We start from the raw sequence: 25,836 nt of genomic DNA, 5'->3' as shown, positions 1-25,836 counted from the left end.
GACGCCGCGAACCGGGATGACGTTGAAAAAGAGAGCTATGCCGCCACCCGGTCGAACAGCTTCTTGGCGCGACCTTCGAGATCAAGCCGGGCGTCCTGCTGCACCTTGCCCCGCGCGAAGGCGGTAATGCCTTGGACGAAGTCGAACACGGACTCCGGTGGGCGACCTTCCTCGGCCAGAACCGTGTCGATGATCTTGGTGGTCTCTGCCTTTCCGAACCCCCGCTTGCGCAGGAAATCGCTCCGATCTTCATCCGAGCGCGCGACGATGCGCTCGCGCGCTTGCCGGATGCCGTTGACGAACGGCAGCGGCGAGGAATCCGCGAACCGGGTCAGCGCCGGTGCCGCCTCATATGCAAAACGGTTAGCGGCGTATTTGCTGTGCCGGATGCTGATCTCTTCGAAGTCCTCGACGCCCCAGAGGTTGCGGTTCTGGCAGACGGCACGGAGGTAGAAGCTGGCGATGCCGAGTGTTTTGGCGCCGACCTCGCTGTTCCAGCAATAAAAGCCTCGGAAGTAGATGTCGGGCGATCCGTCTGGCAGCTTGCCCGCCTCAATCGGGTTGAGGTCGTCGACCAGGAAAAGGAACACGTCGCGGTCGGACGCATACAGCGTGGTCGTATCGGCGCTGATATCGACCATGGGATTGTAGATGCCGGTCGACCAGTCGAGCACGCCCGGCACCTTCCAACGCGTGTCGCCCGTGCCGTTGCCAGCGATACGCTGCACGGCAGCGACCAGCTCATGGTCGTAGATTCGGCCGTAATCTGGACCGGTGACCGCGCGCAGTTCCATGCGGCCGTCATCGGTCTCCAGCGTCTTGACCTGCTCTGCGCGGCGGTTGGTAAGCCCATATTGCAGGTTGATGCCTGCCAGCGGCGCCGGAAGCTGGCGCAGATACGCCGCCGGCGCGCCGACCAATGCTGCCAGCTGTCCGAAGCTCCAATGCGTTGGCGAGATCGGTTGCTCGGCACCAGGCAGGATCAGGTCGAGCCGTTCAGCATCGTCGCGGCTGGCTTCGACCCGCACTGCGGCACTTTCCACCGTGCGCGTGCGGCTGCGCTCGGCCCGGCCCTTCACCGAGGCCATCAGCGCATTGAGCGACAGATAGCGCTCGTCGGCGGGACGACTGAACCATTCCGACGAAACCCGACCTACCCGCTGGCCGCGACCGACATCGACCTTGTAGCCACCGCTCAGGTCAGGGCTCGCGTCGAGAACTTGAACTTGTGTCATGACATGTCTCCGCGACGGCCCGGCCGAGAGCCTCTCTCCCGACACTCGAACCGTCACGGCGACAGCCGCCGCCCTCTTCCTCTCTTCTTGACTTTGTAATGCGATCTCCTTACGAGCAGCAGGCGTATAGGAGACCGCCATGTCCGCAATGCTTGAAGAGATCAGCACCATCACCGCCAAGGGCCAGACCACGGTTCCGAAGTCGGTCCGGACCGCACTTGGCGTCGATTATGGCGGCAAGATCGCGTTCCGAGTCGACGAGCGCGGCGTGTCGGTCCACCGCGCGGAGGTCGATAACGAAGACCCCGCCATTGACCGGTTCCTGGCGTTCCTTGCCGACGACATTGCCCGGCGACCCGAGGCGGTCACTGCGCTGACGCCGGCACTAGCCGAGCGTCTTGCGGCGCTGACCGAAGGTGTGAAGGTTGACCTCGAAGCGCCGATCGATGGCGACGTCGATCTGTAATGCTGGAGGTGAACGGGTGGCAGCTATTCGCCCATCCGCTGTTCCTCGATCAGATCGAGAGGTTGGCAGCGGCGGCCGAGAAGGCGCAAGCAAAAGACCCGCGCGGCTGGCGCAAGTCGGCCAACGCGAAGCTGCTCGCTGCCCTGCGCCAGTTGGTGTTCGAGAAGATCCCGCAGGATCCCACCCGTCCTGAATACCGCCAAGGCGGCACACTCGGCGATGCGCGGAAACACTGGTTCCGGGCCAAGTTCGGCGGCGGGCGGTTTCGATTGTTCTTCCGCTACAGCAGCAGCGCCAAGGTGATCGTGTTCGCCTGGGTGAATGACGAGAACAACCTGCGGACCTATGGCTCGAAGTCTGATGCCTATGCTGTGTTCCGCAAGATGCTCGACAGCGGCAACCCGCCCGATGATTGGGTGGCGCTGATGGCAGCGGCAAGTGACGATGAAGCGCTCCAACGATTCGAGGCGGCTACGCCGGAAGCGCCGTGAGCACGTATCTGCACTACGCTGGTAATCAGGGTTTGCGCGACGCGATATGCAGCGACAGCATCGGCCCATGCCGCTGCCACGCAAACGCCGGATCCGCGCGCCACGCAAATGGTCGCAAGACATTGGTGACCTGCATGATTATGTTAAGGCACCGCCGCAACGCGCATATGTCGGCAAGACAGACACAGAGATCGCTGTCTCAGATGACTGGCCCGATCAGGTTCCGATCAGCGACGCTGAACTGCGCGTCATCGAAGGCCATTTGCGCAGCGAACTCGACAAGCTGTTTGGTCCGCTGCCGTGATCTGAGGAGTAGTAAGCCATGACCAGCACGGCCCGCCGACCGGATCAGGAGGTGGTGCCGGTTGCCACCACCGCGCGCGCTGCGCTTTATCTGCGCGTCTCGACCAGCAAACAGGCCGAAAGCGACCTGTCGATCCCTGACCAGCGTCGTCAGATCGAAAGCTATTGTCTGTCACGCGGCTGGGAGGTTGCTGACACATTCGTCGAACCGGGTAACACTGCCACCGATGATCGCCGACCTGCATTCCAGGCGATGATCGAAGCGGCGATGAGCAAGCCGCCTGCGTTTACCGTGATCGTCGTTCACAGTTTCTCGCGCTTCTTCCGCGATCAGTTCCAATTCGAGTTCTATGTCCGCAAGCTGGCCAAGAACGGGGTTAGGCTTGTCTCGATCACCCAGGACCTTGGCGATGATCCGATGAGTGTCATGATGCGGCAGATCATGACCCTGTTCGACGAGTATCAGTCGAAGGAGAACGGCAAGCACACCCTGCGCGCCATGAACGAGAACGCCCGGCAGGGCTTCTGGAATGGCGCACGGGCACCGATCGGCTACCGGATCGTGGCAGCCGGGCAGCGCGGGGCAAAGATCAAAAAGGCGCTGGAAGTCGATCCGATTCAGGCTGAAACGGTGCGGCGCATTTACCGAATGGCGTTGAACGGGGTTGAAGATCGCGGGCCGATGGGACTCAAGGCGATTGCGAGCTGGCTCAACGAGAACAACATCCGCACCCGTGATGGTGGGCGATGGGGTGTGGGAGCTGTTCACCAAATACTGACCCGCACGACCTATATCGGCCAACACCGGTTCAATACGCGCGATCACAAGACCCGGCGGCCCAAGCCGGAGAGCGAGCATGCGATCATGGAAGTGCCGGCTATCATCTCAGAGGTTGAGTTCGAAACCGTGCAGCGGTCGCTGAAGGCGCGAAGCCCGAAGATGATGCCGCCGATGGCAGTGGGTGGTCCTACACTGCTTACAGGCATCTGCTTCTGCGCTTGCTGCGGCGGCGCGATGACGCTGCGGACCGGGACCAGCAACACCGGCAAGGAATATCGGTACTACACCTGCGCGACCAAGGCCCGACAGGGCGTGAAGGGTTGCCCCGGCATCACCGTGCCCATGGACCGGCTGAACGACGCCGTCATCGCGCATATCGAGAAGCGGCTGCTTGAACCGGTGCGGCTGGAAGCGCTTATGGACCAGATCCTCGAACGCAGGGACGACTGGGTCGCCCAGCGCCGACTGCACGTTGCCGATCTTGAGCGCCGGGCGACGGAAGCCGAAGCCAAGCTCAAGCGGCTCTACGAGGCCATCGAGAATGGCGTGCTCGATATGAGCGACCCGTCGCTCAAGGACCGCATTGCCGAACTGGCCGCAACCCGGGATCAGGCGCGCGGCGACGCTGACCGTGCGGTATCGCACATCGAAAAGATTGGTCCGGCAATCACACCGGAAAGTCTTCGGGCCTTCGCGAAGGCGGCCCGCAAGAAGCTGCGCAACAACGATGGGTCGTTCGCTCGCGACCATATCCGTGCCGTTGCGCAACGAGTCGAAGTGATCAGTAAGACCGAGGTCCGCATCCGCGGTCAGCGCAGCGAACTGCTTAGAACCTTGACCGCCGCCTCTGGCGTAGAGGCGGCGGTGCTAGGCGTTCGTGGTTTTGAACCGAAATGGTGCACCCGACGGGATTCGAACCCATGGCCCTCAGATTAGGAATCTGATGCTCTATCCTGCTGAGCTACGGGTGCACGCAGCGCCGGCTCTATTATGCGCGGCCCGCGCGGTCAATTCTTCGCTTCGGGCGGAATCACCGGAAAGGGCAGTTGCGCGACATTAATGCCTTCCTCGGCCAGTGCCTTGGCTTCGGCCGGGGCGACCTCGCCATGGATGCTGTCCTTGTCCTGCTCGCCATAATGCATGGCGCGGGCCTGCTCGGCAAAGCCGCGTCCGACCCAGGTCGAGCCTTCCAGCACCTTCTTCTGTGCGTCCGCCAGCGCCTTGACCAGCGCGCGCATCTTTGCCTCGTCCGGCCCGGCCGCGACCGGCGCCGTCTCCGCTTCAGCCGCCGACTGTTGTTGCGGAATGATCTCGCGCCGTTGATTGCCCTTGGCCGCCACCGCCGGCGCCATCAGCGCCTTGCCGATGCGCGTGTCACCACACAGCGGACAGGCGAGCAGGCCGCGCGCCTTCTGGTCGGCATAATCTGCACTGGAACCAAACCAGGCCTCGAACACATGGCCCTGGCCTTCGCACTTAAGGTCGAAAACGATCACCTGATCTCAACATCCTGTGGTATCACGCGCCGATTGGCGATGGCGGGCACCCGCCCGCGTACCGCCTCTACGCGGCTGAGGTCGAGATCGGCAAGGGCCAGCCCCGCGCCCTCGCCCATGTCCAGCAGCACATCGCCCCATGGATCGACCACCAGGCTATGGCCATAGGTGGTGCGCCCGTCCTGATGCTCGCCCGCCTGCGCGGCGGCGATCAGGAAACAGCCCGCCTCGATCGCGCGGGCGCGCAGCAGCACATGCCAGTGCGCCTGCCCCGTGGGCACGGTGAAGGCCGCCGGCGCCAGCAGCACGGTCGCCCCCGCATTGGTCAGCGCGCGGTAGAGATCGGGAAAGCGCATGTCGTAGCAGATGGAAAAGCCCATCCGCGCCCAGGGCGTATCGACCGCCACCACGCTTGTCCCCGGCCCATAGACCGAGGATTCGCGCCAGCTTTCGCCCGATGCCAGGTTGACGTCGAACAGATGGATCTTGTCGTAGCGCGCCCGTATTTCGCCCTGATCGTCGATCATGAAGCTGCGATTGGCCCAGCGCCCGTCGCTGCGCGCATCCTTGAGCGGCAGCGACCCGATATGGACCCAAAGCCCCTCGCGCGCCGCCGCCTCGCGCACCGCGGCCAGCACGATATCGTCCGCCTCGCCGCGCAAAGTTTCTGCCGCGCGCTTACGATCGCGGTCCAGATAACCCGCCATTTCCGGGGTGAAGAGCATGTCCGCCCCCTCCCCCTTGGCGCGCGCCGCCGCCTCCTGAATCGCGGCGGCATTGGCGACCGGGTCGATCCCGGTCGTCATCTGGAAGATCGCGGCGCGCATCGGGCTTACAGGCCCAGCAGCGGGTCGAGCTTGCCCTCGCGGTTCAGCGCGGCGAGGTCGTCGCTGCCGCCGATATGCTGGCCGTCGATGAAGATCTGCGGCACGGTGCTGCGCCCGGGCGCCCGCTCCAGCATTTCCTCGCGCTTTGGACCGCCCAGCGAGATGTCATATTCCTCGAAGGCAACACCCTTGCCCTCCAGCAGTGCCTTGGCCCGCGCGCAATAGCCGCACCAGTCCTTGGTATAGATTTCGACCTTTGCCATTATCTTGTTAAAACTCCTTTACCCCGAAATTGGGGGGAATGCGCGCTTTGTCAATCGTCGGCGGTTCTGGGCAGGGCGCGCGCCCAGCACAGCAAATGCACCTCGCGCGCACCGCCGGCCTTGAGCAACCTGGCACAGGCTGCCGCCGTCGCCCCGCTGGTATGAACATCGTCGACCAGCACTATCACCTGCCCGGCCAGCCCATGCCCCTGCGCCAGCGCAAAGGCGCCACGCACCGCCTGCGCCCGCTGTTTCGGATTCATTCCCCGCAAGGGCTGCGTCCGCTTCACCCGGCGCAGGCCATGCTTGTCCACCGCCAGCCCCGTCAGCCGCCCCAGATGATCGGCGATCAGCGCCGACTGGTTGAAGCCGCGCCCCCACAGCCGCCAGCGATGCAGCGGCACCGGCACGATCAGCGCGCCCTCCCTATCCGCCGGCACATGGCGCAGCATCTGTCCCGCCACCAGTCGGGCAAGGCCGATCCGCCGCCCATATTTCAACCGCAGCGCCACCGTCCGCGCGACATCGCCATAGGCCAGCACCGCCCGCGCACTGTCGAACGGTGGCGGCTCCGCCAGGCAGGCGCCACAAGCCGCCCCCTCCCCCATCTCATGCGCGAACGGCAGGCCACAGCGCGCGCAGCAGGGCGGCCCCAGAAACCGCATCCCGCTCCAGCAATCGAGGCAGAAACCATGATCCGCGCCGACGATCGCGCCGCATCCGGGGCAGCGGGGCGGAAGGGCATAATCCATGACCGGACGCATCACGGTCTTGAGAAGCGGGACCAGCGACATCATCTGCCTTGTCCGCGCTTCGTCTCCGATGCACAAGGCCCGCCATGACTGCCCCCGAAACCCGTCCCGACATTTTCGACCGCGCCCTGCGCGCCCGCCACCGCGACCGGATGCTCGGCGCCTTTGCTGATCATGACTTCCTCCACCGCGCTATGCTGGACGAACTGCTCGAACGGCTCGCCGATGTGCAGCGCGACCTGCCCGAAGTGTTGCTGGTCGGCTGCCCGGACGGCAGCGCGAAGGCCGCGCTCGAAGCCATGGGCAAGCGGGTCGCCTGCGCCGATCCCGGCTTCCTCGCCGCGCAGCGGGTCGGTGGCGTGCAGGCGGACGAGGATGCCCTGCCCTTTGCCGACAATAGTTTCGATCTGGTCATCGCCTGCGGCACGCTCGACAGCGTCAATGACCTGCCCGGCGCGCTGATCCTGATGCGCCGCGTGCTGCGGCCCGACGGGCTGATGCTCGCCGCCTTTGCCGGCGCCGGCAGCCTGGCCCGCCTCAAGTCCGCCCTGCTCGCGGCCGAGGGCGACCGGCCCGGACAGCATGTCCATCCCCAGGTCGATGTCCGCTCGGCCGGCGATCTCCTCAGCCGCGCCGGCTTCGCCATGCCGGTCGCCGACGGCGAGACGCTTAATATCCGCTATGGCGACATCGTCCGGCTGATGCATGATCTGCGTGGAATGGGCGCGGGCAATGCGCTCGCCACCCGCCCGCCTGCCCTGTCGCGCGACGTGCTGATGCGCGCCGCCGCCCATTTCGCCAACGCTGCCGATCCCGACGGCCGCACTGCCGAACAGATGGCGCTCATCTATCTGTCCGGCTGGAAACCCGACGCCAGCCAGGCCGCCCCCGCCCGCCGCGGCAGCGCCACCGTCTCGCTAGCCGCTGCGCTCAAGGGCAAGGACTGAGACGATTCAGGCTGAAAGCGCTTCCGCGCGCGCGTCCAGCACCACCCGGTTCCGTCCCTCGCGCTTGGCGCGATAGAGGGCTGCGTCGGCGGACTTGATCAGGGTGGAGCCGTCGCGCTCCATGCTCTCTTCCCAGGTGGCGACGCCGAACGACATACTGGTCGCCCCCAGCGTGCGGCCACCCTGGCTCACCATCAGTTCGCTGATCGCCTGGCGGACGATCTCCACCCGGCCGGCCAGCACCGCCGCCGACGTCCCCGGTGCGATGATCGTGAACTCCTCGCCGCCAAAGCGGCAGACGACGTCGCCGTCACGGAAGCGGCTGCGCATTTCCGATGCGACCGCCTGCAATACGGCGTCGCCCGCCTCATGGCCGAACTCGTCGTTGAAGCGTTTGAAATGGTCAATGTCGCACATCACCAGGCTCAGCGGACTGCCGGTGCGCGTGGCCCGGGCGATCTCCAGCGCCAGCGTCTCTTCCATATAACGACGGTTGAACAGGCTGGTCAGCGGATCGCGGATCGTCTGTTCGCGCAGACCGCGCTGCAGGCGATGGTTGACCAGGGCAGACGCGATATTCTCGGTCAGCACGGTCAGGCGGAAGCGGTTCTCCGCCCCCACCACGCCGCGCAGATAGAGCACGCCGATCACCTCGCCGCCGGCCAGCAGCGGCTCGCAATGATAATGGTCCGCCTCGGCCCCGACATGGGCACAGACGATGTCCGATCCCTCTTCGGTCACATAATGGCTCTGCCCGCGGCGCAAGGCCCAGCACTGGTCGGGCGCAAAGCCCGCCTGCTCGACCTCCAGCCCGCCCCAGGCCGCAATCGGCACCAGCAGGTTGCGGGAATTATTATGGGCATAGAGCGCGCCGGGAATATCGGGCAGCACGCGCGGCACGAACACCCGGATGATCGCCGCCAGTTCCTCGTCGGTGCGGGCCGCCTGCATCCGATGGGCCATGCCGCCCAGCAGTTCGATCACCTCGCCGCGCTCGCGCAGCACCTGGGCATTGCTGCTCAATTCCTGGTTCGCGACCTTCAGCCGTTCCTCGCTGTCTACCTGGTCGGCGACCGCCGCCTCCAGTTCGCCGGCCATCGCGTTATAGCCACCGGCCAGCCGTTCGAACTCGCTCGACCGCATTGCGACATCGATACGCGCGCTACGGTCACCCGCACCCAGCTTGCCCATCACCGTCATCATCGCATCCACCGGACGGCGGATGCCGCGGATCAGCGCAACGCCCATGATGACGATGATCGCCACCGTCAGCGGCGTGCCCAGCAGCACCAGCCAGCGAATATAGTTGAGCCGCCGCTCCACCGCGCCCATGCGATCGACCGACAGCGAACGCTCCTCGGCCAGCAGATCGCCGACCCGCGCCTCGACCATCAGCATAAGATAGCGGCCCCGCCCGGTCGCGGTCGACGCCTGAGCCCCGGCAAAATCGCCGGCGCGGGTCATTGCCGCAGCCTTTTCCAGACTGGCGGCCCGTTCCGTCACCAGCGCGCGCACCTGCCGCGCCCGCTCATTCTGGGCGGAATTGTCGGCGGTCAGGTTAACCAGCGCGGCCGCATCATGCTTGGCGGCAGCAATCTCGGCCGCAACCGTCTCGCCAAATTCGGGATTGCGGGTCAGCGTATAGCCGCGCTGGCCCGACTCCGCCTGCTGCAAATGGCCCAGCGTCCGGTTCGCGGTCTTGAGCACCTGCGACGAATGCGTCACCCAGCCCAGGCTGCTGCGCATCTGCATAGACCCGTCGAGCAGCAGCCCGGCGAGCAGCACCATCACCAGGCACAATATGCCGCACAGCACCACAATCCGATGGGACAATGATCCGACCAACTGACACTCCCCGGGTCTGCAAGCCCATCGCCTTTGGTCAATCGCTACGCGGATGCAACATGAATCATTGTTTTTTATGGGAATTGCGACCGATCGAAGGCTTCTGCCTCAGCGCACGCCTTGTAGCATAGCCACGCTGCCGACCGTCGGCGGGTCGATCACATCCCGTCCCGTCCATGCCTCGCCTTCCCGCACATAGTCGACATGGCTCGCCCGGCGAAAGGCATTGCCGTCCCACACGATCACCTGCAGTTCGATCGCATTGTTGCGCCGGACATGCAGCCAGTTGAAGCTTTGCGGCTCGGCATTGCGCAGCCGGGTCGATGTCGCCGTCCCCGCCTGGATCACCAGCGCCCCGCCGCTATGCGCCACCATCTTCTGCGCGGCTTGAGCATAGGTACGATGAAAATGCCCGGCCAGCGCGACATGCACCCCGGCCTCGCACGCCGCCTGCACCGCATCCTCATGCCGCCCCACCGCCTCGCTCAACTCCCCGCCCCGGCCGATCGGCATGGCGAACAGCGGATGATGGGTCACCAGGATACGGGTCTTGGCCGCCGCGATCCGCGCGAAACTCTCGCGCAGCCGGTCCATCTGGCCATGGTTGATCCGCCCGTCCTTGATCGTCAGCGACCGGGCGGTGTTGAGCCCCAGCATCGCGACCTCATCATCCTCGTAGAAGGGACAGAGATCGCGGCTGATATAGCGTTTGTAGCGCGCCAGCGGCCGGGCGAAGCGCCGCACCAGGTCGAACAGCGGCACGTCATGATTGCCGGGGATCACCAATATCTTCAGCCCCGCCGCGCGCAGGCGATTGAGCCAGGCCGCCGCCGCCCTGAACTGCTCCACCCGCGCACGCTGGGTCAGGTCGCCGCTGATGACGACCAGGTCGGGCCGACGCGCCTCCAGCCATGCGGTGGCGGCGTCGACGATGCGTGGATCATGCGCGCCGAAATGAATGTCGGACAGATGGGCGATACGGGCCATTCGCCACTAACGAATCCATGGCCGTTCGTTTCCGATGGACCCGAAATCGTTGCGCGGTGTTATTGCGGCATGGAAACGAAAGCGCTCCCCCGGCAGGCGATCCTCGTCGTCAACGCCCATAGCCGACGCGGCCAGGACAATTTCGATCAGGCAAAGGCAAAACTGGAAGCGGCCGGCATCGAGTTGATCGCCGCCCATGCGGTCGACGACCCCGAGCAGATGGCCGCCACCGTCCGCCAGGCGGTGGAGAGCGGCGCGCCGATGGTCATCGTCGGCGGTGGCGACGGATCAATGTCGGGCACCGTCGACGAACTGGTCGGCAAGGATTGCGTGTTCGGCGTGCTGCCGCTCGGCACCGCCAACAGCTTCGCCCGCACATTGGGCCTGCCGCTCGACCTCGACGGCGCGGTCCAAGCCATCGCCACCGGCCAGCGCCGCCGCGTGGACCTCGGCATGATCGACCGCGACTATTTCGTGAATGCCGCCTCATTGGGCCTGTCGCCGATGATCGGCCAGACCGTGCCCCACAAGCTCAAGCGCTACCTCGGCCGCATCGGCTACCTGCTCTGGGCGGTGAAATGCTCGGTCGGCTTCCGCGCCTTTCGCCTGACCATCGACGACGGGGTCAAGGAAAGACGGATGTGGTCGACCGAGGTGCGCATTCTCAACGGCCCCTATCATGGCGGAGTCGAGCTATCGGATCATGCCGCCGTCGATACCGGCGAGATCGTGATCCAGGCCGTCGTCGGCCGCTCCAAGCCGCGCCTCGCCTGGGACTGGTACGCCAAATTCGTGAAGCTGCGCGACCGCAACGCTCATACGGAGGAATTTCACGGCCGCCAGTTCAAGCTGGCCTGCCACCCGCCCCAGAAGATATCGATCGACGGCGAAGTGCTGGCAAAAACCCCCGTCACGGTAAAGATCGCCGCCGGCGCCGTCGATGTAGCGGTCCCGCGCGACTAGGCGGCGAGGGCCAGTCCGGATGGTCGGGAAGCGACCAGTTGCAGACTGTTCCCCCCCTCCCGTAGACGGGAGGGGCATGGTAGGAAACCACCCATCCCGTCCATTCAGCAGGCGCCGAATGTGCCCCGCCGCTCAGCCGATCTCAGGCGGCCAGGCGCAGGAAGGGCACCGGCTCGGTCGAGCGCAGCAGGATCGGCTTGCCTTCCGACGCGCGGAAGATTTCGCCGTCCAGGATCACGCTGCTCTGCGCGCCTTCGATACGGATCGTGTCGCCCTGTTCCAGATGGATGCCCTGCATCTGCTGCTTGCCCATGCGCCCGAAGACGCTGGCCCACACCAGGCGCAGCAGCGCCGACACGCTCTGGTCGACCGCCATCAACTTCATGTTGCCGCGGCGGCTGTCACCCGGATCGACGCCCAGCAGCAATCGCTCCAGCGTGGTCACGATCAGGACCGAGAAGCGCCCCGCCAACTGCCCCTCGCGCATCAGCGAAATGCTGACCGGGTGGCTGGATTGTGGCAGGAATCGGGCACGAATACCGAAAACCAGCGACGCCAGCACGGCGAGCGCGGTCAGGAAATGGCTGAACCCGTTGGACAGGCCCAGCGGATAGATCTTGTCCCGGCAATAGAGGATATAGTCGGCCAGGCCCGCTCCCCCTAAGAACATGCCCAGCACCGGACGGGTCGTCTGCCCGTCGGTCAGCGCGATCAGCTCGCGCTGCACGACATGGTCGCCCAGCCCCGACTTGGCGATCTCGACGATGCGCTCCAGCGCCTTGATCGGGTCGCCATGGATGCCGAGGTCCAGTGCAATCAGGTTGGTCTTGCCATTGGGCAGCACCGCGATCGGCGGCACCCGACCGCAAAAATGCTCGCCCTGATAGAGTTCGGTCAGCGCCGCCTGAACCGTCCCGTCGCCGCCATTGATGACGATGACCGCCGGATCGACCCGCGCGATCGTCTGCAGAGCGCGGCCGATCTGGTCGGCATGCTCGACCTCATAATGGAAGATGTCCGGGTTGTTGGCACAAAAGCTGCGCACGCGCGGCAAAGTTTGCCGGTTGCCCGTGGACTTGGGATTGGACAGGAGCGCGACGCGGACCATGACGACCTTACATATATTTGAGGTTGATGGTGATCCGGGTCACACCCGGTCCAGCATAGAAGGCGGCCTTGTCGACCGATGGCTTGCCCAGATTGAAGATGCTGATCGACGGGTTGTTGGAAAAGCCGCCGCCGTCCCGCGAAATGTCGGTCTTGCCGTTGCCGTCCCGATCATGGCGCACCGCAATGCCATATTTGCCCGCTTCGGGCACCGGCATGCAGAACCGCATGGCGCCGTCGGACGGACGGACGACATTGTCGATCCGATAGAGCCACTCACCCTTGGTCAGCCAGCTCGCCCTGGTGGCGTGATAGGATTGCAGGCGCACGCGGCCGGTCGCCTCGGCAAAGCCGCGCACATCGACCAGCACCGCCGGCCCCTTGGCCGATGCGGCACAACGGGACAGATCGTTCGTGATTTCCTGACCATGGGCCATGGCAGGCGTTGCGGCCAACAGGACCGCCACCGGCATCAGACCCACTGCAACTTTCAACATGACCATCAGACTCCTGGAAGCTATAGCCGCCCGATATGTTCGAGCGGCGAGCCCCTGTTCGCCCCGCGACTCTTTTATTAGCTGACTCGCATATGGGCGGGGTTTGCGGCCAAAACATGGTGATGGGACGACGACATAGAGAAATGCTGACCGCCATCGACCGATATCTCGCCCGCCTGATCGCCCTGCCGCTTCTCGGCACGCTGGTGATCGCCGCGATGCTGCTGGTGCTCGACAAGATGTTGAGCCTGTTCGATTTTGTCGCGGCCGAAGGCGGCCCCGTCAGCGTCGTGTGGCGCATGCTCGCCAATATGCTGCCCGAATATCTCTCGCTCGGCATTCCGATCGGGCTGATGCTCGGCATCCTGCTCGCCTTCCGCAAGCTTGCCACCTCCTCCGAACTCGACGTGATGCGTGCCGTCGGCCTGTCCTATGGCCGGCTGCTGCGCGTCCCCTACATGTTCGCCTTCGCCCTTGCCCTGCTCAACCTCGGCATCGTCGGCTGGGTCCAGCCGCTTTCCCGGCATGCCTATGAAGCGCTGCGCTTCGAACTGCGTTCGGGCGCGCTCGGCGCATCGATCAAGGTCGGCGAGTTCACCAACCTGGGCAAGCGCATGACGCTGCGCATCGAACGCAGCCTGGACGAAGGACGCAACCTGCGCGGCATCTTCGTGCGCGCCGTCGGCAAGGATGGCCAGTCGGTCGCGGTCACCGCCGCACAGGGCGCCTTCCTTGCCACCGACGATCCCGACACCATCATCTTCCGCCTGCGCGACGGCGTTCTGGTGAACGACGCACCCAAGTACAAGACGCCGCGCATCCTCTCCTTCTCCAGCCACGACCTGCCGATAGACCTGCCGCAGATCGAGAATTTCCGTGGCCGCGACGTCGATCGGGAAAAGACCCTGCCCGAACTCTTCTCGATGGGGCGCGATCCCGCCACGCCCACCAAGCTGCGCAACGAGGTCCGCTCCAACTTCCATTTCCGCATGGTCGAAGTGGTCATGATGATGCTGCTGCCGATGGCGGCGCTCGCCTTCGCGATCCCGCCCAAGCGCTCGACCTCGGCGCTCGGCGTGTTCCTCTCGATCGTCTTCATCGTGACCTATCACAAGATCAACCAATATGGCGAAAGCATCGGCTCGCTGGGCAAGGTCGACCCGATCATCGCGCTGTGGGCGCCGTTCGTGCTGGCCTCCGGCCTGATCTTCTGGATGTATCATGTCATCGCCCATCGCCCCGGCGGCCAGCCGATCGCCGCGCTGGAATATGCCTTCGCCAAGCTCGGCAAGCAGATCGGCCGCCTGTTGCGCTTCGTGACGCGACGCGGCGAGCCCGCCAAGGGAGCAGCCTGACCCCATGCAGTTCGATTTCTTCCCCTCGCGCCAGGTCGGCTGGTACATGGTCCGCCTGTTCCTGACCCGCACCCTAGCGGTGCTTGCGATGTTGGTGGTCGTGCTCCAGATGCTCGACCTGCTCGGCAATTCGGGCGACATCCTGGCCTATCCGGGCAATGGCGACGCCCAGCTCTGGCATTATGTCGGCCTGCGCGCCCCCCAGATCGTCGCCCGCTTCCTGCCCTTTTCGGTGCTGCTCGGCACGCTCATCATGCTGGCGACGCTGAACCAGAATAGCGAGATCATCGCGATGAAGGCGGCGGGCCTTTCCGCCCAGCAGATCCTCGCCCCGCTGGTCGCCGCGGCCTTCGGCGTCGCGCTGCTCAGCTACGCCTTCAACGAACGGATCGTCGCGCGCTCGACGGCGATGCTCAGCGCATGGCAGGCGGTCGATTTCGGCCCGGTCCCGGCCGACAGCGGCATCAAGACCAATCCCTGGGTGCGCGACGGCAACAATCTCGTCACCGCGGCGATCGTCGCGGGCCATGGCACCAACGTGCAGTTGCGCAAGGTCGAGATCTTCAACCGCATCAACAACAGCCTCACCACCATCATCACCGCGCCCAAAGGCCATTATGACGCCGCCAGCAAAAGCTGGGTGCTGGAAGGCGCACGCCAGTTCGACGTCGCCCGCGGCACGCTCCAGAATGTCGGCACCGTCCGCTTCGGCAGCGATATCCGTCCCGACCAGTTCACTCTGGCCAAGGTCGATCCCGACGCGCTGACCTTCAGCGAGTTGCAGGCGGCGATCGGCGACCTGCACGATGCCGGGCGGCCGACCGCCGAACTGGAAGGCAGCCTGTGGCACAAGCTGTCCGGGCCGCTCTCGGCCGTATTGATGCCGATCCTAGGGTCGGTCGCCGCCTTCGGCCTCGCACGCTCGGGCCAGCTCTTCCTGCGCGCGGTGATGGGCATGGCGCTGGGCTTTGCCTATTTCGTCGCCGACAATTTCTCGCTCGCCATGGGCAATCTGGGCGCCTACCCGCCCATCCTCGCCGCCTGGGCGCCCTTCCTCCTCTTCCTGCTGCTCGGCGAGACAGTGCTGTTCAGAACCGAGGAATAGCGCGTCCTCGGCGGAGCGATGAATAGGGGTGGTCAGCGGCTGGCAAATCTCGTCATGCCAGCGAAGGCTGGCATCTCAGGCAGATGCACGCCACGTCAACGGATAGCGAGACGGTCCGCCCTCCTTCTACCACCGCCTGAGCCCCCAGCCTTCGCTGGGGTGACGGAGTTGGGTGGTTAGGGGACTGTCCGAAATCCTCCCCAAGCTCGCTTGGGGAGGGGGACCGCCGAAGGCGGTGGAGGGGCAATAGCGTTGCGCTTGCGCCATTTCCCCTCCGTCAGCGCTCCGCGCTGCCACCTCCCCAAGCAAGCTTGGGGAGGAACTGGGAACATGTCCGCTTCTTGTCATTTTCAATCACAAGCGGCGCAGATGGCAGCATCCTCGCCAATCTGCCCATCGCTACCAACAGGTGCGCCGCAATTTACGCAGACTGCGCCGACGCCTTCAAATTCGTCCCCGTCATTATATGTTCTGCCAGCATCGCGCCGACGGTTCTCAGCAAACTGCACCCACTCTTCTTTCGAGTATCCCATCGAGAACTCCTAACTGTCGGGCTGCCACTATAAGCAGGTCAGGTAAATCGTCTGTGAATGGTCGTTAGCCGTGGTGGGTTCAACGGGTGGCGGCAACGCAGGCTTGGAAACGCTCTGCGGGTGTTTGGTATTCGAGCGTTTTCCTTGGCCGTTCGTTGAGTTGCCGGGCAACGGCACTCAGCTGGGCCTGGCTGTATAACGACAGATCTGTTCCTCTGGGGAAATATTGCCGCAGCAGGCGATTGGTGTTTTCGTTGGAGCCGCGCTGCCAGGGCGATTGCGGATCGCAGAAATAGACTTCGACATCGGTAGCCAGTGTGAGGCGGGAATGGTCGGCCAGTTCCTTGCCGCGATCCCAGGTGAGCGACTTGTACAGTTCGCGCGGCAGGCGCTGCGTCTGCCTGATCAGCGCCGACACGACGCTCCTTGTATCCTTGTTGGCGACCTTGACCAGCATCACATAGCGCGAATGCCGTTCGACCAGCGTTGCGATGTAGCTGTTCTTCGTGCCGCCGATCAGATCGCCTTCCCAGTGGCCGGGAATGGCGCGGTCCTCGACACAGGCGGGGCGTTCGCTGATCGACACAGCATCCTTGATCTGGCCCAGCCCATGGCGCTTGAGGCTGGCGTGCCGGGACCGGCGGATGGTGCGCCGGGCGCGCAGATGCTCCAGCAGTTCCTTCTTCAGAACCCCGCGCGCCTGTATGTACAGGCTTTTGTAGATAGTCTCGTGTGACACCTACCTGTGCGGCTCCTCGGGAAAGCTGCGCCTGAGCCACCCCGCAATCTGTTCCGGTGACCATTTGCGGCGCAGCTTGGCCGATACTGCCCGGGCCAGTGGCGGCGAACAAGCCAGCTTGCAGGACTTGGGTCGCAAGGCACGGTCCCATGCTGCCTGATCGGACGCGGTCGCCCGATACCGTGCAAGGCCGCCGTTACGCCTGACTTCACGACTGATCGTCGAAGGCGCGCGGCCCAGTCGCCGTGCTATCGCACGCAAGGGTTCGCTCACGCTCAGGCCCCGCGATATCTCCTCCCGCTCGGCAAGGCTCAGCGCAAGGCGGCCACGCTTGCGATCGGCCGGCCTAATACCGCCGGTCGGCGAAATCACCGAAAATACCGACGATGCCCCTCGATCAAACCGTCGCCCGATCGAACTCATCGATTCCCCGCGCTGCCAGCGGTCCCATATCTCCGCTCGCTGGCTGGCCGTGTAATAGATCCGACGACGCTGCTTCATCGCGACACTCCATCTTCCTCAAAAGATTAAAGTGTTGTCGCCACCCGTTGAACCCACCGTCAAAGCCCAACATCGTCATTGCGAGCGTAGCGAAGCAATCCACCGGCGCGAGATGGTCGCTTTCCACCGTCCCCGGTGCGCAGCTTTCCTGCTCGGACATTCCCTGATCTGGAAGCCAGGTCCGATCCCCGCTTTGCCGGCCAGATCATGACCAACCGATCACAGCAAAAGCGTCACGCAACCTTCGCCTCGCAACCCCGCCCTCTCCCGTCCACCAAACAAAAAAAGGCCGGCGTTTCCACCGGCCTTCTTTCCTGTCCCGTTCCACCGCGATCAGCGCGCGTGCATCGTGCTCCGGGCGATCTTGGCGACCAGCGGGAACATGCCGGTATAATTGCCCTGGCGATAGGGCGAGTCGATATCGAGCGTCGCCATCAGCTGCCGATGCGCGGCCGCCAGATTATGATAGGGCACGCTCGGCAGCAGGTGATGCAACGCATGATAGCGCAGGCCGACCGGCGCCCATAGTTCGGGCAGCGTGCCAGGCGGCGGCACATTGACCGAATCCAGATATTGCGCCGTCACGGTCATCGCCTCGCCCTCATTCTCCCACAGATGGGCGACCAGCGTGCGCAGCTGGTTGATGACGGTCATCGCCGAATGGATCGCCATATAGACGAGCAAAGGCTTCCAGCCGAAGGCGAACACGCTGCCGACCAGCGCCAGCGCGAACAGGCAGGCGCCCGCTTCCTGCCAGTGCCACATGCGGGCGAAATCGCCCTCGGGCGCGCGGCGGCGATAGGCGGGATTGATCGACAGCGCCGAAAACTCCGCCACCACCTTGCGCCGCAGCGGCGGGATGATGAGGCTCAGCGGCGTCAGCACGCCGAAACGCAGGATCAGGCCGACCGGCGCCAGCGCGGCAACCACGATGAACAGGGGCAGCGACCAGGGCTTCATCAGTGCCAGCGGCAGATATTCCGGGTCTTCCGCCGTGCCATAACGGGTGCGGGCATGGTGCTGGGTATGCACGCCTTCATACAGGAAGGACGGGATCATCAGCGGAATGCCGACCAGCAGGTTCCAGCCGAAGCGGAAGCCGGGCAGCGCGCCCTTGCGAATATGGGTCAGCTCATGGATGAAGCTTGCCGCGCGATAGAGCGCCATCATCGACAGCAGGGCGCAGCCGATCGCGATCGCCACATTCTGGGCCAGAATAGCGCCGGCCAGCGCACCATAACCGACCAGCGCCGACAGCAGCAGATCGGGCCAGTAGATGGCCGAGTTCGCGGTCGACAGGGTGCGCGTCAACTCGGCAGCGGCGCGCAGCATCTTCGTATCATCGGGAATCGCCGAATGCGTGCGCGACGCGGCGGCCAAAATGGGATCATGCACAGTCATGCGGTCTTCCCTACACTCCAAATGCGCTGCAATCGTGGCAGCAACGTGACATATTCACCCTCTTAGCGCCCCTGCCCCGGCCCGAGATTGACATTCCGCAAACAAGCGCCGAACTGCTCGACACATTTCTTCAAGGGCCTGCGCCGTGGCATCAACCGATCTCCTCATCACCCCCGTTTCCTCCAAGGCCGATCTCAAGGCCTTTGTCGACCTGCCCTGGCGGCTCTACGCCAATGATCCCAATTGGGTGCCGCCGCTCAAGTCCGAAGTCTACGGCCTGCTGACGCCGGGCAAGAATCCCTTCTTCGACCATGCCGAGGCCCAATATTTCCTCGCCCGGCGCGGAAACAAGGTGGTCGGCCGCATTTCCGCGCATTTCGACAAGCTCGCGCTGGCGCAGCCGGTCGAACAGGGCATGGGTCCGGGCACCGGCAATTTCGGCCTGTTCGAGGCGGAGGATGCCGAAACCGGCGCCGCCCTGATCGCCGGGGCCGAAGGCTGGCTCAAGGCCAAGGGCATGACCCGCGTGCTCGGCCCGATCTCGCTGTCGATCTGGGAAGAACCGGGCCTGCTGATCCAGGGCCATGATCATCCGCCCACGGTGATGATGGGCCATAACAGCGCCGCCTATCAGCCGATGGTCGAAGGTGCCGGCTATCAGCCGGTCAAGCAGCTCAAGACCTATGAACTGGACATCACCAGGAATTTCCCGCCGCTGATCGAGCGCATCGTCGCCTCGGGCGAAAAGAGCCCGCGCATCACCATCCGCAAGGTCGACAAGGCGAAATTCGATCGGGAAGCCGCGATCATCCTGGGCATCCTCAACGACGCCTGGGGCAAGAATTGGGGCTTCGTGCCCATCACCGACGCCGAAGTCGCCTTCACCGGCAAGAAGCTCAAGCCGCTGGTGTTCGAGGATCTGATCATGATCGCGGAGCTGGAGGGCGAACCGGTCGCCTTCATGATGACCCTGCCCGATCTCAACGAGGCGTTGAAGCCGCTCAATGGCTCGCTCTTCCCGTTCGGCTGGATCAAGCTGCTGCGCTGGCTGCGCAAGCCTCAGGTCCGCACCATGCGCGTGCCGCTGATGGGCGTGGTCCAGCGGCTGCAATCGACCCGCATGGCCAGCCAGCTCGCCTTCATGATGATCGAATATATCCGCCGCGAGGCGCTGGCCCATTATGGCGCGACGCGGGGCGAGATCGGCTGGGTGCTGGACGACAATCAGGGCATGAACGCAATCGCCGACGCCATCGAATCCAGGGTCAACAAGATCTATCAGGTCTACGAAAAGACGCTATAAGGCGGCGGGCGCGCTTCAGCGCCCGCACCCATCCGCCTGCAAGGCCATCATCGCCCGCGCCATCGCCATGCCCAGCCGGCGCTGGGCATCGGTCACCAGGTGCAGTTCGTCCGCCTGCCGCACAAGGCCGCCGGTTGGCACCATATAAGCGCAGCGCAGCCTGATGTCGCCCTGCGCCGCCTGCACCACCGCCCATCCCGGATAGCGCGCGACATGCTCCGCCGCCGCTGGCCGATCGGCGATCTGCGCAAAGAGGAACGGCAGGTCTGCGCGTCCCAGATCCCGCCGCAAATGCCCGACCAGATCGACCAGCGCAGCGCCATAGCCCGTTGCCGCCGTCTCATTCTCCGTGTCGCTCTCGCCCTGATACCAGAGGATGCCGGCCAGCCGCCCCCGGACCGATCGCACCCGCGCCAGGCACGATCCATAGAGCGTCGTCCGATCCCCGCCGGGCCGCCAGCGCCCGATCGCGCTGCCACCCTTGGCGCAGGGGATCAGGAGGATCGGCCGCCGCTGCCGCGCGATCAGCGCGCGGGCAAAGAACAGGCCCGGTCCGACCGCCGCCAGCCGGTCCTCCGACACCATGTCCTGCTGCCCCTGCGCACTGTCGATCGGCTCCATCGCCGGTCGCACGATGCCGTCATTGCCCAGCAGCATCACGCCCGGCACCGGCGCCCTTTCCGGCTCGGTCAGGTCCGCCAGGGCGCCCCGTCCCGACATGTTGGACTGGCCGGCCAGCACATAGATGTCCGGCAAGGGCGCTGCGCCGCCGGCCGAGCCAGCCGCACCGATCAGCGCAGTCAGGCCCAGCCCGGCAACCCGCCAGTTCAATAGCTGTAGCTCAGGCGAACGCCGCCATAACGATGGAAATCACGCGGCACATAGCCCTGGATTGCCGTCGTCCCATAACGGTTCGACACATCGTTGATCAGATAGCGATAATGCTGGTCGAACAGATTGTTGATGAAGCCCATCACCTGCCAGGACTTGTCGGCGCTGCGCAGGCCCAGCGCGATGTTCACCATCGCATATTCCGGCTGGATGGTCCGCGGATTCTGGTCCAGCGGCACGACCTTGCTCTGCCAGGTGACGGCGCCCTGCGCGACCAGTTCCAGCGGCCCCTGCCCCAGCGGCCGGGCATAATCGACATTGCCCGCCAGCTTCCATTTGGGCGAGATCAGCATCGCTTTGCCGCTCAGATCCTGGCGCGGCGGCGTGCCGACGCATCCCAGCGCCGCGGTCTGGTTCACATAACAGGCCGCGCCGGCAAAATCCTTGAACTTGGCGTCCAGATAGGTCAGCGACCCATTGATGGTCAGCCCGGCCACCGGGCGGATGCTGGTTTCCATTTCCAAGCCCCGGATGCGCACCTTGCCGACATTGGTCAGGCGGAAATTCTGCGTCCCGTCGGCCAGATTTTCCACCGCCTGGGTCTGGAAATCGCGGAAATTGGAATTGAAGACCGTGACGTTCAGCGTCACCTTGCGATCCAGCAATTGCGATCGGAAGCCCAGTTCCAGGCTGTCGGACTTTTCCGGGTTCACCGGGCCGGCGTCGGCGCGCGCCTGGTTGAAGCCCGACGAGATGTCATAGGCCTGCCCCTTATGCCCGGTCGCATAGGTGAGATAGAGGTTCATGTCGCGCGCGACATCCTGCTTGATGCCCAGCTTGTAGGTGCCGAAACTGTCGCTGCTGCGCCCCGCATAGACCCGGCTGGCCGCCAGATCGGTGAACACATAATCGATCTTTTCCCGGCTGTAGCGGCCACCGGCGATCAGCGTCGTGCCGGGCAGCGGATCATATTCCAGCTGGCCAAAGCCCGCGATCAGGTCGCTGCCATTGGTCGCGTCCCAATTGGCGTTGGAAAAAAGCGGCCCGCGATAGAAGTCGCGGCCAATGTCGACATTGCTGTAATAGGCGCCAAGCGTATAGCGGAACCGGTCCTTGCCGGGCGAAATCAGCCGCAGTTCCTGGCTGAACTGCTCGCTGTCGAAATGGCCATATTGAAAATTCTGGAAGCTGGTGATCGCGGAATCGTCGCTGTCGAACCAGTCGTGCGACTTGTAGCGGTCATGCGCGGTGATCGACATGATCGTCGGGCCACCCGTATCATAGCTCAGGCGCAGCGACTGGGCGAAATCATTATAGGTGTTGCCGGTCGGGAAATCGATCGACACGTCCGTATTGTCCTTGCCGACCGTGATACCCGGCGCGAACACATCCTGGGTGAAGGCGGGATTGCCGCGCAGGATCGCATTGTCGCCCAGTTCGATGAAGGGTCGCGTCGCTGTCGTCCGTCCGTCGGCATAATCGATCGCCAGATCGGCCTGCAACTCAGCCGTCGGGTTCCAGCGCAGCTTGTTGCGGGCGGAGAAATAACGGCGTCCGTTCAGCGTCTTGCCATCGGCCAGGTTGCGCGAATTGCCCTTGAAATCATCATAGTTGACGCTGGTGCGGAAACCCAGCGTGTCGGTCAGCGGCCCGGAAAGAACCGCACCGATCTGCTGCTCGTCATCGGTGGTGATCATGCCGCGCACTGACGCGGTCAGCGTCTTGGTCGGCGCCTTCGACACGATATTGATCAGGCCGGCCGAGGCCGATTTGCCATAAAGCGTCGTCTGCGGCCCGCGCAGCACCTCGATCCGCTCGATATCCGAAAGATCGGTGAAGGCGCGCGACTGGAAGGCCAGCGCTACGTCGTCCAGGATCACCGCAACGCTCGGCTCTACGCCGGGACTGAAGGCCAGGGTGCCGACACCACGGATGGCGACATTGGCGCTCGCCGGATTCTCCGCAGGCCGGATGCTAAGCGACGGCGACACCCGGCTCAGGTCGTTGAAATCTTGCACCGCGTTTGCTTGCAACTGGGCTTCCCCCAGCACCTGCACCGACAAGGGTACATCCTGCACATTCTGTTCGCGCTTCTGCGCCGTCACGATGATGTCGCCGGACGAGGTATCGACCGCCTGCGCATGAGCCTCACCCGCCAGCGTCCCCGATGCCACGCCAACCAGCAGGCTCGCCATCACGACTGCCATCCTCGAATGCCGCTTCATCAACCTCTCCCGATCCTATGTTCAAAACCTGTCATCGGGAGCCACCGGCCGATGCGCCGGTTTGTCCGACTGCACCAATCGCAAAGCCCACATTTCGGGACTCGGCTCCAGATTTAGAAAAGTCTGTAACCGACAGATCAGGCCAGCGCAACATATTGGTCTAACCAATAATGAGAGGCACATCACTTGTCAGGTAAATTGGCCTGACAGATCAGTTTCCCATGATGACGGACGCTCTCCTGCCGGGAAGGGCGGCCATGAATCACGATCGGCGCGATCAACGGTCCGCAGACAGTCGATCGCGCCGATCGCGCATAGTCAAAATCGGATCAGGCGGCGGCTGGCGTCGCTTCGGCCGGTTTCAGATGGCGCGCCAGGAAGTCGAGGCAACTGCGCACCTTGGCGCTGTCGCCCTGCGCCGGCAGATAGAGGGCAACGATCGGCGATGCCGGCAGCGGCACGGCGGGCAACACCGTCTGCAACCGCCCCTCCTCCAGATCGTCCGACACCGCCCATAGCGACTTGATGACGATACCGGCACCATTGAGCGCCCATAGCCGTGCCAGTTCGCCGTCATTGGTGCTCAGCACCCGGCTCGCTCGGCTGTTGTCCCGCCCCATATCCACATCGATCGCACGCCACATGTCCTGCCCGCCGCCGATGACGATCCGGTCATGGCTGGCCAGATCCTCGATCGTGCGCGGTACGCCGCGTCGGCTCAGATATTCAGGCGAGGCGCACAGCATGCGCGGATTGTCGGCCAGCCGTTTCATGATCAGGCCGCTGTCGGGCGGCGGATCGAAACAGATGGCGATATCATGGCCGGTCTCTACGATATTGGCGGCCTGCCCCGCCGCCTCCAGATGCACCGCGACCTCCGGGTGCAGCGTGGCATAATGCTGGAACAGCGGCGCCAGCCGGCTGCGCCCGGAATGCAGCGTCGTCACCACGCGCAGCGGCCCGACCGCCTCGGTCGCATTGCGCATCACCACATTTTCGGCCTGGTCGATGTCGGACAGCGCCTGCCCGGCCTTCTCGTAGAATATCTGCCCTTCCTGGGTCAGCGTCATGTGCCGGCTGTTGCGGCGCACCAGCATCACTCCCAGCCGCGACTCCAGTTGCGACAGCCGGCGACTGGTCGCGGCGAGCGACAGGTCCAGTCGTCTGGCCGCTTCGGACAGGCTGCCCGATTCGGCAATTTTCACGAAGGACAGGATTTCAGCATAACGGTCGGCCATGCGCAAAAAGCTATGCGCGTTACGCTGCATTGCAATAGGCGCAAGGTTGCAGCTCCGTATGAAAACATTGCCACATCTCCCGAACGACACGGAAATGCGACGGAATTTTGCTGAAGTTACCGCTATCGCAAGGCTGGCTTGCAGGGCGCGGAGCGCGTTGACCGTCGCTTGTGCATCGCATCATTTTTCGAACAAAGGCGGCCCGTCGGCCCCATTTTCGGAAAGGACCGTCATGATCCGCACGCTCGCAGCAACGCGCGCCGCTCCCACGCCCAAGGCCAACCAGCGCCTTGCCTGGAACGATATCGAGGCGCTGCCCGTCTATGCCGCCATGGCGCTCTGCTTCGCCTGCGCCTGGCTGGCGATCAGCGACAGCACCCCCACCATCTATGCGACGATCCTGAAGGCGGTCGGCATCATCGGCGGCATGGCATTGCGCCACGCCTGGCTGAAGCTGGACGAGGCCGACGGCACGGACGCCGCCTGACCTTTTAGAGAACCGCCCCCATATGATCGTCGGACGTGCCCCGCGCATTCGCCAGAGTTTCCAGACCGCATGGCGCGCGCTTATCGCGCTGTTCTTCTGGGATCTGGCGGTCACCATCTTCTACTTCATCTCGCCCTTCAAGGCGCCCGCGCTGCCGCTGACCATCTTCGGCACCGCGCTCGCCCTGGTCCTCGGCTTCCGCGTCAACTCCGCCTATCAGCGCTGGTGGGAAGGCCGCATCCTGTGGGGTGCGATGGTCAATGTCTCGCGCAGCTGGGCGCGCGCGGTGATGAACTTCATCCCCGACCGGACCGAAACGGCGGAATTGCGCCAGACCCTGGTCGAGCGCCACATCGCCTATGTCCATGCGCTGCGCTGCCAGCTCCGCCGGATCGATCCCGCGCCCGATGTGCGCCGCGTGCTCGCCGGCCCGGAGATTCCCGAACTCAGCCGCCGCAACCCCGCCAACGGCCTGCTCGACGGATCAGGCCGCCGGGTCGAACAGGCGCGCGCGGATGGTTGGATCGACAGCATCCAGCAGACCCAGATCGAACGGCTGCTGGTCGACATGTCAAACGCGCAGGGCGGCATGGAGCGGATCAAGAACACGCCGCTGCCCGCCCAATATCGCAGCTTCCCCAAATTCTTCACCCGCCTCTTCTGTATCCTTCTGCCGATCGGTCTGGTCGAGACGCTGGGCATCGCCACCCCAGTCGGATCGGCGGTCGCGGGCTTCATGTACCTTGCCGTGCTGCAGATCGGCGACGACCTGGTCGATCCGTTCGGCAACGACGTCCACGACCTCCCGCTCGACAGCATCACCACCACGATCGAGGCGGACATGTGCGACACGCTCGGCCGCGAAGGGCCACCCCCGGTCCAGCCGGTCGACGGCGTGCTCTGGTAAAGCCAAAGATCGCCCGCCAAACCGGCCATCACCCCGGCTCCTTCCACAGGCTCAGGACAGGCTTGACCCGGCATCCATTCAGCGCGCCCTCGCCCTCGTAGCGCACGATGGATCCTGACTTTCGTCAGGATGACGCCTGTGGAGATTGGCAGACTTCGACCGAGGCTGTGTAAAAACGCCTTTGTATGATAGGGTTTTCTGGCGTCTCGGGAGACTTGGTCATGGGCCGTTTCGTCGAAGGGGAAGATCGC

Annotated in this window: 24 protein-coding genes, 1 tRNA gene and 1 pseudogene; 11 read left to right on the top strand and 15 right to left on the bottom strand. The window is 64.3% G+C overall.

The window, feature by feature from the left end; translation table 11 throughout:
* Positions 1-35 precede the first annotated feature (35 nt).
* Positions 36-1,235: a DUF932 domain-containing protein gene (locus GGQ90_RS11850; RefSeq protein ID WP_188082501.1), complete on the bottom strand. Its 1,200-nt coding sequence runs from the start codon at positions 1,233-1,235 to the stop codon at positions 36-38.
* Positions 1,236-1,374: 139 nt separating this feature from the next.
* Here GGQ90_RS11850 and GGQ90_RS11845 point away from each other — a divergent pair, with 139 nt between their 5' ends.
* The 4 genes from GGQ90_RS11845 to GGQ90_RS11830 all read left to right on the top strand — a co-directional run bounded on the left by GGQ90_RS11845 (position 1,375) and on the right by GGQ90_RS11830 (position 4,212).
* The gene (locus GGQ90_RS11845) at positions 1,375-1,701 is read left to right on the top strand and encodes a type II toxin-antitoxin system PrlF family antitoxin (RefSeq protein ID WP_160984563.1); all 327 of its coding nucleotides are present in this window, start codon (positions 1,375-1,377) and stop codon (positions 1,699-1,701) included.
* Entirely contained in the window at positions 1,701-2,192 is a 492-nt protein-coding gene (locus GGQ90_RS11840) for a type II toxin-antitoxin system YhaV family toxin (protein ID WP_160984564.1), read from the top strand. Before GGQ90_RS11845 ends, GGQ90_RS11840 begins: the two co-directional genes overlap by 1 nt.
* A gap of 67 nt (positions 2,193-2,259) precedes the next feature.
* A complete protein-coding gene (locus GGQ90_RS11835) occupies positions 2,260-2,496 on the top strand; it encodes a hypothetical protein (RefSeq protein ID WP_188082514.1) in 237 nt (78 codons plus the stop codon).
* A gap of 18 nt (positions 2,497-2,514) precedes the next feature.
* On the top strand, positions 2,515-4,212 hold the full coding sequence (locus tag GGQ90_RS11830) for a recombinase family protein (protein WP_188082500.1): 1,698 nt from the start codon (positions 2,515-2,517) through the stop codon (positions 4,210-4,212).
* Here the strand turns inward: GGQ90_RS11830 and GGQ90_RS11825 are convergent.
* The 5 genes from GGQ90_RS11825 to GGQ90_RS11805 form a co-directional block, all read right to left on the bottom strand.
* Positions 4,171-4,247 (bottom strand) — tRNA-Arg (locus GGQ90_RS11825). The two genes, GGQ90_RS11830 and GGQ90_RS11825, sit on opposite strands and share 42 nt — an antisense overlap.
* Before the next feature lie 36 nt (positions 4,248-4,283).
* Positions 4,284-4,772, bottom strand: coding sequence for a DUF1178 family protein (locus GGQ90_RS11820; protein WP_188082357.1), 489 nt, complete (start codon positions 4,770-4,772; stop codon positions 4,284-4,286).
* On the bottom strand, positions 4,769-5,599 hold the full coding sequence (locus tag GGQ90_RS11815) for a carbon-nitrogen hydrolase family protein (protein ID WP_188082356.1): 831 nt from the start codon (positions 5,597-5,599) through the stop codon (positions 4,769-4,771). Before GGQ90_RS11815 ends, GGQ90_RS11820 begins: the two co-directional genes overlap by 4 nt.
* A gap of 5 nt (positions 5,600-5,604) precedes the next feature.
* Positions 5,605-5,862 (bottom strand): glutaredoxin 3, encoded by a 258-nt coding sequence (gene grxC, locus GGQ90_RS11810; protein WP_188082355.1) that lies wholly within the window; start codon positions 5,860-5,862, stop codon positions 5,605-5,607.
* A 50-nt stretch (positions 5,863-5,912) separates the two neighbouring features.
* On the bottom strand, positions 5,913-6,659 hold the full coding sequence (locus GGQ90_RS11805; RefSeq protein WP_188082354.1) for a ComF family protein: 747 nt from the start codon (positions 6,657-6,659) through the stop codon (positions 5,913-5,915).
* A gap of 41 nt (positions 6,660-6,700) precedes the next feature.
* Between GGQ90_RS11805 and GGQ90_RS11800 the strand changes: the two genes are divergently transcribed.
* Positions 6,701-7,561: a class I SAM-dependent methyltransferase gene (locus GGQ90_RS11800; protein WP_188082353.1), complete on the top strand. Its 861-nt coding sequence runs from the start codon at positions 6,701-6,703 to the stop codon at positions 7,559-7,561.
* A gap of 6 nt (positions 7,562-7,567) precedes the next feature.
* Here GGQ90_RS11800 and GGQ90_RS11795 read toward each other — a convergent pair whose 3' ends face one another.
* Positions 7,568-9,349 carry a diguanylate cyclase gene (locus GGQ90_RS11795; RefSeq protein ID WP_188082499.1) on the bottom strand — a complete coding sequence of 594 codons (1,782 nt, stop codon included), beginning with the start codon at positions 9,347-9,349 and terminating at the stop codon, positions 7,568-7,570.
* Between the two features lie 165 nt (positions 9,350-9,514).
* Positions 9,515-10,393: a metallophosphoesterase family protein gene (locus GGQ90_RS11790; protein ID WP_188082352.1), complete on the bottom strand. Its 879-nt coding sequence runs from the start codon at positions 10,391-10,393 to the stop codon at positions 9,515-9,517.
* A gap of 69 nt (positions 10,394-10,462) precedes the next feature.
* Here GGQ90_RS11790 and GGQ90_RS11785 point away from each other — a divergent pair, with 69 nt between their 5' ends.
* A complete protein-coding gene (locus GGQ90_RS11785; RefSeq protein WP_188082351.1) occupies positions 10,463-11,356 on the top strand; it encodes a diacylglycerol/lipid kinase family protein in 894 nt (297 codons plus the stop codon).
* A gap of 142 nt (positions 11,357-11,498) precedes the next feature.
* Here GGQ90_RS11785 and GGQ90_RS11780 read toward each other — a convergent pair whose 3' ends face one another.
* Positions 11,499-12,464 (bottom strand): acylglycerol kinase family protein, encoded by a 966-nt coding sequence (locus GGQ90_RS11780; protein ID WP_188082350.1) that lies wholly within the window; start codon positions 12,462-12,464, stop codon positions 11,499-11,501.
* 7 nt (positions 12,465-12,471) lie between these two features.
* Positions 12,472-12,966, bottom strand: coding sequence for a DUF2141 domain-containing protein (locus GGQ90_RS11775; protein ID WP_188082349.1), 495 nt, complete (start codon positions 12,964-12,966; stop codon positions 12,472-12,474).
* 137 nt (positions 12,967-13,103) lie between these two features.
* On the opposite strand from GGQ90_RS11775, the gene lptF reads away from it, so the two are divergent.
* Positions 13,104-14,315, top strand: a complete 1,212-nt coding sequence (gene lptF, locus GGQ90_RS11770; protein ID WP_188082348.1) for an LPS export ABC transporter permease LptF — start codon at positions 13,104-13,106, stop codon at positions 14,313-14,315.
* 4 nt (positions 14,316-14,319) lie between these two features.
* A complete protein-coding gene (gene lptG, locus GGQ90_RS11765; RefSeq protein WP_188082347.1) occupies positions 14,320-15,420 on the top strand; it encodes an LPS export ABC transporter permease LptG in 1,101 nt (366 codons plus the stop codon).
* Positions 15,421-16,032: 612 nt separating this feature from the next.
* On the opposite strand, the pseudogene GGQ90_RS11760 reads toward lptG, so the two are convergent.
* Together GGQ90_RS11760 and GGQ90_RS11755 are read right to left on the bottom strand one after the other, a co-directional pair.
* Positions 16,033-17,193, bottom strand: a pseudogene (locus tag GGQ90_RS11760) (IS30 family transposase).
* A gap of 333 nt (positions 17,194-17,526) precedes the next feature.
* Positions 17,527-18,594 (bottom strand): fatty acid desaturase family protein, encoded by a 1,068-nt coding sequence (locus GGQ90_RS11755; RefSeq protein ID WP_188082346.1) that lies wholly within the window; start codon positions 18,592-18,594, stop codon positions 17,527-17,529.
* 145 nt (positions 18,595-18,739) lie between these two features.
* Between GGQ90_RS11755 and GGQ90_RS11750 the strand changes: the two genes are divergently transcribed.
* Complete coding sequence (locus tag GGQ90_RS11750) at positions 18,740-19,897, top strand: N-acetyltransferase (protein ID WP_188082345.1); 1,158 nt, start codon at positions 18,740-18,742, stop codon at positions 19,895-19,897.
* 15 nt (positions 19,898-19,912) lie between these two features.
* Here the strand turns inward: GGQ90_RS11750 and GGQ90_RS11745 are convergent, their stop codons facing one another.
* The 3 genes from GGQ90_RS11745 to GGQ90_RS11735 form a co-directional block, all read right to left on the bottom strand.
* Entirely contained in the window at positions 19,913-20,728 is an 816-nt protein-coding gene (locus GGQ90_RS11745) for a sialate O-acetylesterase (protein WP_188082344.1), read from the bottom strand.
* Positions 20,725-22,953: a TonB-dependent receptor gene (locus GGQ90_RS11740; RefSeq protein WP_188082343.1), complete on the bottom strand. Its 2,229-nt coding sequence runs from the start codon at positions 22,951-22,953 to the stop codon at positions 20,725-20,727. The genes GGQ90_RS11745 and GGQ90_RS11740 overlap by 4 nt, the downstream gene beginning before the upstream one ends.
* 329 nt (positions 22,954-23,282) lie before the next feature.
* Positions 23,283-24,191, bottom strand: a complete 909-nt coding sequence (locus tag GGQ90_RS11735) for a LysR family transcriptional regulator (RefSeq protein ID WP_188082342.1) — start codon at positions 24,189-24,191, stop codon at positions 23,283-23,285.
* Positions 24,192-24,423: 232 nt separating this feature from the next.
* On the opposite strand from GGQ90_RS11735, the gene GGQ90_RS11730 reads away from it, so the two are divergent.
* Both GGQ90_RS11730 and GGQ90_RS11725 read left to right on the top strand, forming a co-directional pair.
* Complete coding sequence (locus GGQ90_RS11730; protein WP_188082341.1) at positions 24,424-24,678, top strand: hypothetical protein; 255 nt, start codon at positions 24,424-24,426, stop codon at positions 24,676-24,678.
* Positions 24,679-24,700: 22 nt separating this feature from the next.
* Positions 24,701-25,585 carry a bestrophin family protein gene (locus GGQ90_RS11725; protein ID WP_188082340.1) on the top strand — a complete coding sequence of 295 codons (885 nt, stop codon included), beginning with the start codon at positions 24,701-24,703 and terminating at the stop codon, positions 25,583-25,585.
* Positions 25,586-25,836: the final 251 nt, after the last annotated feature.

This window comes from Sphingobium scionense (genome assembly GCF_014197035.1).
GTDB classification, from domain to species: domain Bacteria; phylum Pseudomonadota; class Alphaproteobacteria; order Sphingomonadales; family Sphingomonadaceae; genus Sphingobium; species Sphingobium scionense.
Note: the sequence above shows the minus strand (reverse complement) of the source record. Positions and strands in the feature narration are given on the sequence as shown.